This window comes from Streptomyces sp. CS113 (assembly GCF_002188365.1).
GTDB lineage: Bacteria > Actinomycetota > Actinomycetes > Streptomycetales > Streptomycetaceae > Streptomyces > Streptomyces tendae.
In genome coordinates this window covers 8,391,112-8,404,480 of the sequence record NZ_KZ195574.1, presented here as the reverse complement: position 1 = coordinate 8,404,480, position 13,369 = coordinate 8,391,112, and the positions used below count along the sequence as shown (strand labels likewise).

The 13,369-nt window shown below is 72.8% G+C and carries 11 protein-coding genes; 7 read left to right on the top strand and 4 right to left on the bottom strand.

Features of this window, described 5'->3' with window-relative positions:
- Positions 1-317: 317 nt before the first annotated feature.
- Positions 318-2,552 carry a glycoside hydrolase family 84 protein gene (locus B9W62_RS38000; protein WP_373433729.1) on the top strand — a complete coding sequence of 745 codons (2,235 nt, stop codon included), beginning with the start codon at positions 318-320 and terminating at the stop codon, positions 2,550-2,552.
- Complete coding sequence (locus tag B9W62_RS41045) at positions 2,528-2,719, top strand: hypothetical protein (RefSeq protein WP_256976717.1); 192 nt, start codon at positions 2,528-2,530, stop codon at positions 2,717-2,719. Before B9W62_RS38000 ends, B9W62_RS41045 begins: the two co-directional genes overlap by 25 nt.
- 46 nt (positions 2,720-2,765) lie before the next feature.
- On the opposite strand, the gene B9W62_RS37995 is transcribed toward B9W62_RS41045, so the two are convergent.
- The gene (locus B9W62_RS37995; protein ID WP_087811445.1) at positions 2,766-3,377 is read right to left on the bottom strand and encodes a TetR/AcrR family transcriptional regulator; all 612 of its coding nucleotides are present in this window, start codon (positions 3,375-3,377) and stop codon (positions 2,766-2,768) included.
- Positions 3,378-3,503: 126 nt separating this feature from the next.
- Here B9W62_RS37995 and B9W62_RS37990 point away from each other — a divergent pair, with 126 nt between their 5' ends.
- Positions 3,504-4,964, top strand: a complete 1,461-nt coding sequence (locus B9W62_RS37990) for an amidase (RefSeq protein ID WP_087811444.1) — start codon at positions 3,504-3,506, stop codon at positions 4,962-4,964.
- A 10-nt stretch (positions 4,965-4,974) separates the two neighbouring features.
- Here the strand turns inward: B9W62_RS37990 and B9W62_RS37985 are convergent, their stop codons facing one another.
- Positions 4,975-5,685, bottom strand: coding sequence for a ComEA family DNA-binding protein (locus tag B9W62_RS37985; protein ID WP_087811443.1), 711 nt, complete (start codon positions 5,683-5,685; stop codon positions 4,975-4,977).
- A 324-nt stretch (positions 5,686-6,009) separates the two neighbouring features.
- Here B9W62_RS37985 and B9W62_RS37980 point away from each other — a divergent pair, with 324 nt between their 5' ends.
- Positions 6,010-7,224, top strand: a complete 1,215-nt coding sequence (locus B9W62_RS37980) for an alanine--tRNA ligase-related protein (protein ID WP_087811442.1) — start codon at positions 6,010-6,012, stop codon at positions 7,222-7,224.
- Positions 7,225-7,231: 7 nt separating this feature from the next.
- On the opposite strand, the gene B9W62_RS37975 is transcribed toward B9W62_RS37980, so the two are convergent.
- Positions 7,232-8,167 (bottom strand): MurR/RpiR family transcriptional regulator, encoded by a 936-nt coding sequence (locus B9W62_RS37975; RefSeq protein ID WP_087811441.1) that lies wholly within the window; start codon positions 8,165-8,167, stop codon positions 7,232-7,234.
- 195 nt (positions 8,168-8,362) lie between these two features.
- Here B9W62_RS37975 and B9W62_RS37970 point away from each other — a divergent pair, with 195 nt between their 5' ends.
- The 3 genes from B9W62_RS37970 to B9W62_RS37960 are packed head-to-tail and all read left to right on the top strand — an operon-like array spanning position 8,363 to position 12,159.
- Positions 8,363-9,364 carry an N-acetylglucosamine kinase gene (locus tag B9W62_RS37970; protein ID WP_087811440.1) on the top strand — a complete coding sequence of 334 codons (1,002 nt, stop codon included), beginning with the start codon at positions 8,363-8,365 and terminating at the stop codon, positions 9,362-9,364.
- Between the two features lie 8 nt (positions 9,365-9,372).
- Positions 9,373-10,944, top strand: a complete 1,572-nt coding sequence (locus tag B9W62_RS37965) for a sodium:solute symporter (protein ID WP_087811439.1) — start codon at positions 9,373-9,375, stop codon at positions 10,942-10,944.
- A gap of 39 nt (positions 10,945-10,983) precedes the next feature.
- Entirely contained in the window at positions 10,984-12,159 is a 1,176-nt protein-coding gene (locus tag B9W62_RS37960) for an anhydro-N-acetylmuramic acid kinase (RefSeq protein WP_087811438.1), read from the top strand.
- A gap of 23 nt (positions 12,160-12,182) precedes the next feature.
- Here B9W62_RS37960 and mgrA read toward each other — a convergent pair whose 3' ends face one another.
- Positions 12,183-13,229: an L-glyceraldehyde 3-phosphate reductase gene (mgrA, locus tag B9W62_RS37955; protein WP_087811437.1), complete on the bottom strand. Its 1,047-nt coding sequence runs from the start codon at positions 13,227-13,229 to the stop codon at positions 12,183-12,185.
- Positions 13,230-13,369 lie beyond the last annotated feature (140 nt).

The window sequence follows — 13,369 nt, the reverse complement described above, 5'->3', positions numbered from 1 at the left end:
CGAGTCGACCGGATCTAGCGCCAGGAGCGGCGTCGATCCGGAGTCGGCGTTCCGGTGCGCCGCGAGGGCCGTCACCGCGCGAATCGCTGCGCCGATGCCGCGTCGTCGTCCGGCTTTCCATGGCCACCTCTCCGTGCGCCTGAGCCCATTCATGATCCGAACATGCCAAGACTGCGCCCCGGGGACGATGTTGGCCACAGTAAAGCCGAGACGCCAAGAGGTCTAGACCCCATACGTCTTACGTCACCCCCGGCCGATGCCGCATCATCCCTGGGAGAACGGCAGGTTGCATGGTCCAGACCAAGCGTGGAGGACTCATGGGAAGACGCACGAAGACACTGACGACGCTCGGCATCTGCTTTGCAATGGCAAGCACCCTGATGGGCGAGGCGCTCCCGGCGGCGGCCGACGGTCCCTCTGCCACCGCGGCGGCCGCGCTCCCGCCGGTCTCGCCGACACCTCAGTCCCTCACCCGCGCAGGTGACGACGTTCCGGTGACCGGACGCGTACTCGTCGTGGCGGACCGGGACTCGGACGCCGCCGCCCGGACCCGGCTCGTGCGGGAATTGCGGGCCCACGGCGCGGACCGGGTGGACGTCGTCACCCCCGGGAACGTTCCCCGGGCGTCCGCCGGTCTGCTCACCGTACGGCTGGGCCCGGCCGCGCGGCCCGACATCGCCGGGGCGCTCGGCGGCACGGCGGTGCCGGACCGGGCGGAGGGGTACGCGCTGCGCGTCTCGGGCGCGGGGCGCGGAGCCCGTGTCACCCTCGGCGGCACGGACGCCGCCGGGCAGTTCTACGCGGTCCAGACCCTGCGCCAGCTCTTCGTCCGGGCGGGGAGCGGCGGCTGGAAGGTGGCGGGCGTCCGGGCGAGCGACCACCCGTCGATGCCGCTGCGCGGCACCATCGAGGGCTTCTACGGACAGCCCTGGACGCACGCCGAGCGCCTCGACCAGATGGACTTCTACGGGGACGTCAAGGCCAACACCTATGTCTACGCGCCGAAGGACGACCCCTATCACCGGGGCAAGTGGCGCGAGCCCTACCCCGCGGACAAGCTGGCGGAACTGGGCGAGCTGGTGGACCGGGCCACGGCGAACCATGTGCGTTTCACGTTCGCCGTCTCCCCCGGCGAGTCGATCTGCTACTCCGACCCGGCCGACCGCGCGGCCCTGAAGGCGAAGCTCCAGGCCCTGTACGACCTGGGGACGCGCGCCTTCTCCATCCCGCTCGACGACATCAGCTACACCCGCTGGAACTGCGAGGGCGACCGGGCCGCGTACGGCGAGCCCGGCCGTGCGGCAGCCGCGAGGGCGCAGGTCGCCCTGCTCAACGACGTGCAGCGGAACTTCGTCGCCGGCCACGAGGGCGTCCAGCCGCTGCAAATGGTCCCCACCGAGTACGGCGACCTCACCGACACCGCCTACAAGCAGACGATGCGCGAGACGCTGGACCCGGCGGTCGTGGTGATGTGGACCGGCACGGCCGTCGTCCCGCCGAAGATCACCAACGACGAGGCCGACCGGGTCTCGACGCTCTTCGGCCGCAAGGTCTTCGTCTGGGACAACTACCCGGTCAACGACTTCGGCAACACCAGCGGGCGGCTGCTGCTCGCCCCGTACGACAAGCGCGAGGCCGGGCTGTCCGAGCACCTCTCCGGTATCGTCGCCAACCCCATGAACCAGCCCTACGCCAGCAAGGTCGCCGTCTTCGGCGCCGCGGACTTCAGCTGGAACGACCGGGCGTACGACGCGGACACCAACTGGCCGCGCGCCATGTCCTACCTCGCGGGCGGCGACCGCGCGGCCACCGACGCCCTGCTCGTCTTCGGCGACCTGGAGCACTTGGCCCCGACCTTCGGTGCCACGCCCTGGCAGCCGCAGGCGCCCGAACTCGCCCGGCGCGTGGCGCTGTTCTGGGCGGCGTGGGACGACGGGAGGCGTGCCGAGGCCGTCAAGGGGCTTCGCGGCTACGCCGCCGCCGTCGAAGGGGCCCCGGCCGTGATCCGGGGCGGAGCGGTGGACGAGGGCTTCGCCGTCGACGCGGCACCCTGGCTGGACGCCACCGAGTTGTGGGGCGCGGCGGCGAGGACGATGCTCGACGCGCTCGCGGCACGGCAGGACGGCGACGAGGAGACGTCCGACCGGCTGCTCACCGAGTCGAACGGCCTCCAGGAGCGGGCGCGGGCCGTACGGGTGGATCCGCCCCGCAACGCGTGGGGGAAGGTCCAGCCCAGGGTCGGGGACGGTGTGCTCGACGCCTTCCTGGTGCAGGCCGAGGTCCGGCTGCGGTTGTGGGACTCCGCGGGCGGCGGGGAGAACCTGGCCCTCAAGGGCACGGCCACCGCGTCCAGCGTGGAGCAGGACCTCGACCGCCTGGCGGCCGGGAACGTCAACGACGGCCTGCTGGGCACCCGTTGGGCCTCGGGCTACTCGGACGACGAGTGGGTCCGGGTCGAGCTGGCGGCCCCGGCGAAGGTCGCGGCGGTGACCCTGGCCTGGGAGGGCGCCTGTGCACCGAGTACGCCGTGGAGACCTCGCCGGACGGAGTGACCTGGCGGACCGGGGCCACCCGGCGCCCGGAAGCCTGCGGCAACGACGTCGTCCGGCTCGATGCCGACGAGGCCGTGCGGTACGTCCGGATGCGCGGTGTGCACCGGAAGACGACCTGGGGCTACTCCCTCTACGAGCTGGGCGTCTACGGAACACCCGCCCCCTGACCGACGGAGCACGCCGGAACGCCCGGCTTCCGCCCGCCCCCGGCAGTCACGCCGGGGGCGTCGCGCGAGGCTCCTGGCCCACGATCGCCCCGACGATGCGCAGCAACCGCTCCCCTGCCCGGTCGATGCTGCCGTTCTGTGTGCTGACCTGCGCCCCTTCGAGCAGGAAGGTGATCTGGGCGGCGACCTGCTCGGGATCGGGCAGCCCCGCCTCGGTGCACATGCCGATCAGCCTGCGGGTCTGGTGGGCCTTGTGCTCCTCGATCACCTGGCGTGCCGGGTGGGAGCGGTCGGGCAGTTCGGCGAGGGAGTTGACGAAGGGGCAGCCCCGGTAGGAGAGCGCCGGCAGCCCGTCGGCGATGAAGCGGGCCAGGCCCAGGATCTGCTCCCGGGGCCGGCCGGGGTGTTCGGCCTCGACGCGGTCGAAGGCCGCCCGGTACTCGGCGGCCAGGATCCGCAGCCATTCGGCGACCAGTGCGTCCTTGGTCTCGAAGTGCCGGTAGATCGCCATCTTGGTGGTCTCGGCCTTCTCGGCGATCGCCTGGACGCCCACGCGCCGGATGCCCTCGCTCTGGAAGAGCTCCTCGGCCGCGTCGAGGATGCGCTCACGAGGCGGCAGCTTCGCCACTCTGCCCGGTCTGGCGGCGGTCGATGTCATGCGCACTCCGTGGCGTCCGGTCGATGGGCCTCTGCACTCCTGCTACGGTACCAGTCCGTCCCACTCGATACCGCTCGGTATCGTTCGGGACTCATAGGTATCTTCTGATCTCCGGGGAGTGTGACAGTGAGAGTTTCCGAGTACGTGCGCCACGACGCGGTGGGGCTCGCGGAGCTGGTGGCCAGGGGCGAGGTGACCTCCGCCGAGGTGGCAGCCGCCGCGCACGAGGCCGTGCGGCGCGTCAATCCGCGGATCAATGCCGTGGTGGAGACCTGGCCGGCCGAGGACGTTCCGGCCCCCGGCAGCGCCCCGCTGGCGGGCGCGCCCTTCCTGATCAAGGACTTCGGAGTCGCGATGGCGGGCCGGCGCTCGGAGCTGGGCAGCCGCCTCGCGGCCGGGCACGTCGCCCGCTCCGACTCCTTTCTGATGCGGCGCTTCCGCCGCGCGGGTCTGGTGACTCTCGGCCGTACCGCGACACCGGAACTGGCCTACAGCATCACCACGGAACCGGTGCTGTACGGCCCGACCCGCAATCCGTGGGACCCCCGGCGAGGCTCCGGTGGCTCCAGCGGCGGCGCGGGCGCGGCCGTCGCGGCCGGAGCGGTCCCCCTCGCACACGCCACCGACGCCGCGGGCTCGCTGCGCATCCCGGCCGCGTACAACGGTCTCTTCGGGCTCAAGCCCACGCGCGGCCGGGTCTCCATGGGCCCCGCACTCGACGAGGGCTTCAACGGCCTGGCCGTCCAGGGCGGCGTCAGCCGCACCGTACGGGACAGTGCGGCGCTGCTCGACCTGATACGCGGTCCGGAACCGGGCGATCCCTACTTCGCCGAGCAGCCGTCCCGCCCCTACGCCGAGGAAGTCACGCGCCCGCCGGGCGCGTTGCGGATCGGGGTCCTCGCCCGGGCCTGGGGCGGACGCCGCACGGCCGCGCCGGTGGCCGACGCCCTGGAGCGGACCGTGCGCCTGCTCGAGTCCCTCGGCCACCGCACGGAGGAGGTCACGGTCGGCCTCGGTGCCGACTGGGAGGAGTTCGTGCTGGCCAACGCCCGTCTGTCGACGGCGAATGTGGCGGCCGCGGTCGACGACCTGGCCGCCGCCCTCGGCCGGCCCGTCGACTCCTCGTCCCTCGAGCCGGCGACGCTGGCCGCCCACCGCTACGGACAGCGGGTCAGCGGCCCCCAGTTCGTCGCCGCCCTCACGATCCGCAACCGCGTCGCGCGCAGCCTGGCCGGGTACTTCTCCACCCACGACCTGCTGCTCACCCCCACGCTGCCGGAACTGCCCCCGCGGCTGGGCGCCTACGGCGAGGGTGAGGAGTCACTCGACGGTCTCGGCTGGATCGACCGGCTCAACGACCGCTCGCCGTTCACCATGGCGTTCAACGTGGCGGGCACACCCGCCATGTCCGTGCCGCTGACGGCCGACCCCGGGACCGGGCTGCCGATCGGCATGCAGTTCGCCGCCGGTTACGGGCGCGAGGACCTCCTCTTCCGCCTGGCCGGACAGCTCGAACAGGCGCAACCGTGGTCGGACCGGACCCCTGACGTGTGGGCGGGGGACGCAACCGCCTCGGGTGCTTCCTGAGTACCGCCGGTCAGCCCGGCCCGGCCGCTTCCCGGGGAGGCAGGAACACCAACCGGTCGGCGACGGCGTCGAGATGCCGGGGCGGCAGGTTCATCGTGACGGACAGGTCGTCGACGGAGGTGAACCCGCCCACCGCCACCCGGGTGCGCACCGTCTGCGCGGCCCGTTCGTCGGACAGGGTCAGATGACGGGCCAGGGCCGTGGCGGGCACGTTGTTGACGTCGACGAGACCGCCGTCGGGAAACGGGCGGTCGGCCAGGTCGACGCGGCCGATGCCCAGTTCGAGCGCCTGGTGCGGATCGGTGGCGGCGATACCCCGCGCGGTCTCCCGCGCCGCACGCTCGTCGCGGTGCGCGGCGAGCAGGGCCCGCTGCCGGCTTTGCAGCGGGTACAGCGGCCCCGCGTCGGGGCGCTGCCACACCCGGGACCGGATCGCGAAGGCGTGCCCCGTCCCGACGAGGATGCTGAAGAACATGGCGGCGCCGAAGACGACCTCGTAGGTGGCGGACACGTCCGGGTCGAAGGTGACGAACAGCGCGGCGGCCATCCCGTAGGGCACGGTGGCCAGTGCCTGCGCCGGGCTCCTGGTGCGCACCGTCGCGTGGATCATCAGGGGCAGCGTCCCCAGACCCAGGGTCAGGACGGGGATCAACGCCCACAGGGAGGTGAGCAGCGTCCGAGTGAACCGGTCTCGTGTGCCGGCGGTGTGGAAGTCGGCCATCCTGCTCCCCCGTGTCCGTCTGCGCGGTGCTCCTACCAAGGTAGGGACTCCCCGACGGGTTTTCGCGGTTGCGGATATCCGTGTGCTTCCGGGCGCCCGGCGCGTTATCTTCGTGGCATGAACGTCATCGGCACCAGCATCTTCGCGACCGCGCGAGCGACCAGCTCGCCGGTTGCCGCCGCCTGACCTTCCCCCTCTTCCACCGGCGACCGGAAACGGTTCGTCGGTGGTTCACGTGGCGCTCCGCCACCTTCGCCTCGGTGCGAGGACCGCAGGGTTCCGTTCTCCGGTGCCTCTCCAGCCTCGAAGCGAAGGAGTCACCCCATGGACACCGAGCAGATCGTCCGCACGTTCGTCCAGTACTACGAGGAGCGCGGCCATCGCCGGATCACCGGCTCGACGCTGCTTCCCGAGCCGGGCGATCCCGTGCTGTTCACCAGCGCCGGCATGCATCCGCTCACCCCGTACCTGGAGGGCCGCCCCCATCCGCTGGGCCGGCGGCTGGTCAACGTACAGCGCTGTCTGCGCACCACGGACCTGGACGAGGTCGGTGACGGCACCCATCTGACGGTCTTCGAGATGCTCGGCACCTGGTCGCTGGGCGACTACGAGGGCACGCAGAGCCTCGACTGGGCCCACCGGCTGCTCACCGAGGGCCTCGGGGTCGACCCGGGCCTGCTGCACGCCACCGTGTACGGGGGCGACGGACAGGTCGGGCCGGACACCGAGTCCCGGCGGCTGTGGGAGGAGCGCGGCGTACCCGTGGAGCCGACGGTGGAGGACAACTGGTGGTCCAACGGGCCGGTCGGCCCGTGCGGACCCGACTCGGAGATCTTCCTGTGGAGCGGCGGCACCCCGCCCCGGTCCACGCCCACCGGCGACGACCGCTGGGTGGAGGTGTGGAACCACGTGATGATGCGCCACCGCCGGCTCGACGATGGCCGCCTGGTGCCGCTGCCGCAACGCAACGTCGACACCGGCCTGGGCCTGGAGCGCCTCGCCACGCTGCTGCAAGGCAAGTCGTCGGTGTTCGACTGCGACGTCTTCGAGCCGTGGCGGCGGCTGCTGCCCGCCCTGTGGCCGCTGGACGAACCGTCGTTCCGGGTGGTCTGCGACCATCTGCGGTCGGCCGTCGTGGTCGTCGGCGACGGAGTCCGCCCGTCCCACACCGGCCAGGGTTACGTGCTGCGCCGCCTGGTGCGGCGGCTGCTCACCGTGTTGTGGCGGGACGACCCCTCGCGCGGGCTCGGGGACCTGCCGGACGAGTTGATCACGCACACCCTGGACCACTTCCGGCAGGACGGCGACCCCGGCCTCCCCGGCCTCGTGCGGCGTCTGCTGGTGGAGGAGGAGCGCCGGTTCCGGCGGCTCCTGGAGCGCGGCAGGAACGTGCTCGCCCGGCCCCGCTTCCGGGGCCCGCTGGGCGAGGAGGACTTCCACTACCTGCGCGACACCCACGGTCTGCCGCGCGAACTGGTGACGGGCCTGCGCGAGGGCGTGTACCCGGAAACGGGCGGCGTGGGGAGCGTGCGGTCGTGACCGGCCGTCACCCCGTGCGGCGCGTGGGGCGCCGGCGGCGCCGGACGGCGCCGTACGTCGCCTCCAGCGCGGTCGTCGCCGCGTCGTAGGAGCGTTGGGCGACGCCGACGAAGAGGCAGTCGACGACGGCCAGTTGGGCGATGCGGCTGACGGTCGCGCCGGAGCGGAACGGCGTTTCCCGTACGCAGGTCGTCAGCACGAGGTCGGCGCTGGTGGCGAGCGTGGAGCCCGGGTCGTTGGTCAGGGCGATGGTGGTGGCTCCGCGTTCGGCCGCGGCCTGGAGGGGCTCGATGGTGTCCTCGGTCTCCCCGGAGTGGGAGACGGCCAGGGCCACGTCGCCGGGTCCCAGCAGGGCCGTCGCGGTGAGCGCCGCGTGCCGGTCGCTCCAGATGAAGGCCATCCGGCCTATGCGGTGGAGCTTCTGGTGCAGGTCCTGGCCGACGAACGCGCTGGCGCCCACACCGAAGATGTCGACCCTGCGGGCCCCGGCCACCGCGTCGACCGCCCGGCCCAGCGCGTCCACGTCGAGTTCGGCGCCCGAGTCCTCCAGGGCCCGGACCTCGTTGTAGATGATCTTGCTGACTATCCGGTCGAGCGAGTCCGTCGGGCTGATGTCGGTGCCGCCCTGCGCCGCCCGCTCGCCGCCCAGCGCGTGCTCCCGCGCGACGGCGGCGGCCAGGGCCAGGCGCAGTTGGGGGTAGTTGCCCGTGCCGACGGTGCGGCAGAACCGCATCACGGTGGCCGCCGAGGTGCTCGCCCGCTCCCCCAGCGCGTGGATGGACAGCTCCGCGACCTGTCCCGGGTCGGCGAGGACGACGTCGGCCACCCGCCGTTCCGAGGGGGCCAGGGAGGGGCGGGCGGCGCGGACGCGCGTGAGGATGTCGGCGAGCGGGCCGTCCTGGGCGGACGGCTCCGGCACGCGGGACGAGGACTGGCGGACCATGGCCCCTCCTGGATGTGGTGCACACAGGGTAAGGGGGTGACCCGGGGAGGTCAAAAAGTTACGCAGTGAGCAACGCGACGTTACTTATTGACATCCGGAGGGCGGCGTTCCCATACTCGGACGGCGATCCGCACCGGTCACCGACGACCCGGTGGCTCTCGACGTGCCGGGTCCCTCGGGCAAAGGGCAGGCCGTATGACTTCAGTAGTGGCGGTAGATCTCGGGAAGACCGGTTGCCGCGCCATGCTGTGGGACAGCTCCGACTCGTCACGGGCCGTCAGTTCCGTGGCCGGCGCGCCCGGTCTGGCGGCGCCCGACGGGGTGGCGGCGGCCCGTGCGGCCGTGCGCGCCGCGGTCGGGCCGCTCCTGCGGGAGCCCGGCGGCGCCCGGCCCGACGCGGTCCTCGTGGGTGCCGCCGGAGCGGCTTCCGCCCCCGCCGCGGCCCGCTCCCTGGTGGCTGCCCTCCTGGAGGACCTGCCCGTGAGGGAGGCCGCCGTCACCAGCGACGCCGTCACCGCCCACGCCGGTGCGCTCGGCGGCCGGGCGGGAGTGGTGCTGGCGATCGGCACCGGCTCGGTCGCGGTCGGCATCGGTGCCGACGGGACGTACGCGCGCGTCGACGGGTGGGGTCCCCTGCTCGGCGACGACGGCGGCGGCGCCCGGATCGGCACGGCGGGACTGCGCGCGGCCCTGCGGGCCCACGACGGGCGGGGCCCGGCCACGGCCCTGCTGGACGCGGCGGTCGGCAGCTTCGGCGACCTCGAACGGCTTCCGGCGACCGTCGGACGGGACGGCAATCCCGCCCGTACGGCCGCCTCGTTCGCCCCCGAGGTGGCCCGCGCCGCCGACGCGGGGGACGCCGTGGCCTCGGCGATCGTCCGGGAGGCGGCCGCCGATCTGGCCGAGACCGCGCTCGCGGCGGCCGGCCGGATCACCGCGGGCGGCGGCGATCCGCTGCCGACGGCCGTCACCGGTGGACTGACCGGTCTCGGCCCGGCCCTGACGGCGCCGCTGACCGCCGCCCTCACCGGCTCGGGACTCCCGCTGCGGCTCACGCCCCCGCTCGGCGACCCCCTCGACGGGGCCCGCCTGCTGGCGCTGGACCGCGCCACCCCTCATGCCTCCCTCGTCGTCCGCGTCCGCCGGACGACCGCCAACCCCTCCCCCACGCCGGCGACCCCACCGGCCAGTGCCTAGGAGCAAGCGTGCGCCAGCTCGACCTCGTGGTGATCGTGGTCTATCTGATCGGGATCGCCTGGATCGGCCTGCGGAAGGCAGGCCGGCAGAAGTCGGCGAAGGACTACTTCGTCGGTGAAGGCCACATGCCGTGGTGGACGGTCTCCTTCTCCGTCGTCGCCACGGAGACCAGTGTGCTGACGGTGATCAGCGTGCCCGGCGGCGCCTACAGCGGCCAGGGGTTCGGCAACGTCGAACTCGCCCTCGGCTACGTCATCGGACGCGTCGTCGTGGCCACCGTACTGATCCCCCTCTACAAGCGCGGCGGGTTCGTCAGCGCCTACCAGTACCTGGGCGACCGGTTCGGGCTGAAGTTGCAGGGGCTTGCCTCGGTCACCTTCGTATTCACCCGGCTCCTGGCCGAGGGTGTGCGGCTGTTCGCCTCCGCCATCCCCATCAAGCTGCTGCTCGACGAGTTCGGGGTGCACGCGAGCTACCGCGTGATCATCATCGTCATCACGCTGATCACCGTCGTCTACACCTACCTGGGCGGCATCAAGGCGGTCATCTGGACCGACGCCATCCAGATGGTGCTCTATCTCGGCGGCGCGGTCCTCGCCGTGGCGGTGCTCTCCGCCCACGTCGGCGGTGACGGCTACGCACGTGCCCTGGACGCCGGGAAGTTCCAGCTCTTCGACACCGACTTCAACCTGGCCCACATCCTGACCAGCCCGTTCGCCCTGCCCACGGCCATCATCGGCGGCGCCATCTTCGCCATGGCCTCGCACGGTTCCGACCAGCTGATCGTCCAGCGCGTGCTGGCGACGAGGACGCTGCGCGAGGGCCAGAAGGCCATGATCGCCTCGGGTGTCTTCGTCACGATCCAGTTCGCCGCCTTCTCCCTCGTCGGCGCGCTGCTGTGGTCCTACAACGAGGGCAAGTCCTTCTCCGAGCTGGGGCTTTCCAGCTCGGACAACCTGTACCCCGAGTTCATCCTGCACGGGCTGCCCGTGGTGGTCTCGGGCCTGCTGGTGGCCGGCATCCTGGGCGCCGCGATGGGCTCGCTGTCCTCGGCGCTGAACTCCATGTCGAACTCGACGGTCGCCGACATCATCCACAGCTTCTTCCGCACCACTCCGTCCGAGGAGGCGCTGCTCCGGCTCGCCCGCTGGATGACGCTGGTGTGGGCGACGCTCATGGCCGTCTTCGCGTGCGCGTTCAGCGCGAGCACCGGCAACGTGTACCTGACCGGTCTGACCATCGCGGGCTACACCTACGGCGCGCTGCTCGGCGCGTTCCTGCTGGGGCGGCTGGTCAAACGGGCCAACGAGGTCGACTCGATCGTGGCCTTCCTGGTCACCATCGGGGTCATGACGTACATCGTGCGCGGGGTGAAGATCGACGTCACCACGGGCGGGACCACGGTGTCCCAGGCCATCGCGGCCCAGTGGCTCGTGCCCATCGGCGTACTGATCACCCTGCTCGTCGGCGGTGTGCTCAGCCTGTTCCACCGGGCGCCGGAGTCCGCCCGGGGCGCGGCGGTCGACGAGGGGCCGGGCTCCGGACCCGACCGGTTGACCACGACGGCCGGACGGAACTGACCCCCTCCCGACCCGTTCAACCCTTCGCAGGAGTGCATCGTGCGTGTGATCGGCCTGATGTCAGGCACGTCCTACGACGCCGTCGAGGCGGCCGCCGCCGACCTCGAACTACGGGGTGAGGCCCTGGTGATGCGCCCGCTGGGCCATCTCTCCGCCCCCTACCCCGAGGAGCTGCGGGACCTGATCGCGGGCAGCCTGCCGCCGGCGGCGGCGACGCTCCGCGACGTCGCCCGCCTCGACACCGGCGTCGGGCAGGCGTTCGCCGACGTGGCCGTGCGGGCGGTGCGCGAGCTGTGCGGGGGCGCCGCCGATCTGGTGGTCTCGCACGGGCAGACCATGTACCACTGGGTGGAGGACGGCGCCGTGCGCGGCACCCTCCAGCTCGGCCAGCCCGCCTGGATCGCCGAGGCGACCGGTCTGCCCGTCGTCTCCGACCTGCGCGGCAGGGACGTCGCGGCCGGCGGTCAGGGGGCGCCGCTGGTGGCCATGACGGACGCTCTCACCCTGGCCGCGCTGCCGGGCGTCCCCGCCGCCCTCAACCTGGGCGGGATCGCCAACGTCACCGTCGTCGCCCCCGGCGCCGAGCCGCTCGCCTTCGACACCGGGCCCGCCAACGCCCTGATGGACGCCGCCGTACGGCACTTCACCGGCGGTGCGGCCGAGTACGACGAGGACGGGCGCCGGGCCGGGGCGGGCCGGGCCGATCCGGCGCTGCTGCGGGTGCTGCTGAACGACCCCTACTACGCCAGGCCGGCTCCGAAGAGCACCGGCAAGGAGCACTTCCACCTGCCGTACCTGCTGCGGGCGCTCGCGGCGGCGCCGGTCGCGGAACCCGACGACGTACTGGCGACCCTGGCCAGGCTCACCGCCGTCACGGTGGCCGACGCCTGCCGGGCGCACGGGGTGACGCGGCTCGTCGTGTCCGGCGGCGGGGCGCACAACCCGGTGCTGATGGGCATGCTCGGCGAGGAGCTGCCCGGGGTGGCGCTCGGCTCCAGCGACGCGCTCGGGCTGCCGTCCGACGCCAAGGAGGCCCTGGCCTTCGCCCTCCTGGGCTTCCTCACCGTCAACGGCCTGCCCGGCGCCATCCCCTCGGGCACGGGAGCGCGCCGGGCGACGCTGCTCGGCAGCATCACACCCGGGCGGGGTCCCCTGCGGCTGCCCGAGCCGGCCGGGCAGCCGCCCCGGGTGCTGCGCGTCATCGGCGGGCGCTGAGCGCCTCCCGGGCCGGGGTCGCCTCAGCCGAGGTCGCCGGTGCGGGCCTGCCGCCACAGGTCGACGTCGCCGTCGACGACCGCGTACTCGTCGATCTCGGCGAGTTCCTCGTCGTCGAAGGAGAGGTTGGCCAGCGCGGCCACGTTCTCGTCCAGTTGCCCGGGCCGGGAGGCACCGATGACCAGCGAGGTGACGCGCGGGTCGCGCAGCGCCCAGGCGAGCGCCAGCTGCGCCAGGCTCTGGCCGCGGCGGGCGGCGATGTCGTTGAGGGCGCGCAGCCGCCGGACGGTGTCCTCGGTGAGCCAGTCGGTCGCGAAGGACTTGCCCTGGGTGGCGCGGGAGCCCTCGGGCACGCCGTCGAGGTAGCGGCCGGTGAGCAGCCCCTGGGCCAGCGCGGTGAACCCGATGACGCCGAAGCCCTCGTCGGCGGCCGCGTCGAGCAGGCCCTCGGTCTCGATCCACCGGTTGAGCATGTTGTACGACGGCTGGTGGATGAGCAGCGGCGTGCCCAGGTCGCGGAGGATCGCGGCGGCCTGCCGGGAGCGTTCGGCGTCGTAGGAGGAGATGCCGACGTAGAGGGCCTTGCCCTGGCGCACCGCCGTGTCCAGTGCCGTCATGGTCTCCTCCAGCGGGGTGGAGGCGTCCAGGCGGTGGGAGTAGAAGATGTCGACGTAGTCGAGCCCCGTGCGCTTCAGGGACTGGTCGAGGGAGGCCAGCACGTACTTGCGGGAGCCGCCGCCCTGGCCGTAGGGGCCGGGCCACATGTCCCACCCGGCCTTGGTGGAGACCACCAGCTCGTCGCGGTAGGGCGCCAGGTCCTGCCGCATGATCCGGCCGAAGTTGATCTCGGCGGACCCGTAGGGCGGGCCGTAGTTGTTGGCGAGGTCGTGGTGGGTGATGCCGAGGTCGAAGGCGCGCAGGGCGATCCGCCGCTGGGTCTCGAACGGCTTGTCGTCGCCGAAGTTGTGCCAGTAGCCCAGGGACAGCGCGGGCAGGTCGAGCCCGGAGCGTCCGGTGCGGCGGTAGTGCATGGTGCCGTCGTAGCGGCCGGGGTCGGCGACGTGGTGCATTGGTGTTCTCCGGTGGGAAGCTGAGGCGGTGGCCCGTGACGGGGCGCCGTCAGTTTCTCACCGTCGTCGACGGCCTGCTCCCCCGGTCCGGCCGGCCCCGCACGGGCCCGATCGTCGGCTCCCGGTCAGGGGCGGGCCAG

What these genes read in the sequence shown, in the direction of transcription:
- B9W62_RS38000 (WP_373433729.1), top strand. Translation starts at nt 318, where the DNA reads ATGGGAAGACGCACGAAGACACTGACGACGCTCGGCATCTGCTTTGCA.
- B9W62_RS37995 (WP_087811445.1), bottom strand. Translation starts at nt 3,377, where the DNA reads ATGACATCGACCGCCGCCAGACCGGGCAGAGTGGCGAAGCTGCCGCCT.
- B9W62_RS37970 (WP_087811440.1), top strand. Translation starts at nt 8,363, where the DNA reads ATGACTTCAGTAGTGGCGGTAGATCTCGGGAAGACCGGTTGCCGCGCC.
- B9W62_RS37980 (WP_087811442.1), top strand. Translation starts at nt 6,010, where the DNA reads ATGGACACCGAGCAGATCGTCCGCACGTTCGTCCAGTACTACGAGGAG.
- mgrA (WP_087811437.1), bottom strand. Translation starts at nt 13,229, where the DNA reads ATGCACCACGTCGCCGACCCCGGCCGCTACGACGGCACCATGCACTAC.
- B9W62_RS37985 (WP_087811443.1), bottom strand. Translation starts at nt 5,685, where the DNA reads ATGGCCGACTTCCACACCGCCGGCACACGAGACCGGTTCACTCGGACG.
- B9W62_RS37975 (WP_087811441.1), bottom strand. Translation starts at nt 8,167, where the DNA reads ATGGTCCGCCAGTCCTCGTCCCGCGTGCCGGAGCCGTCCGCCCAGGAC.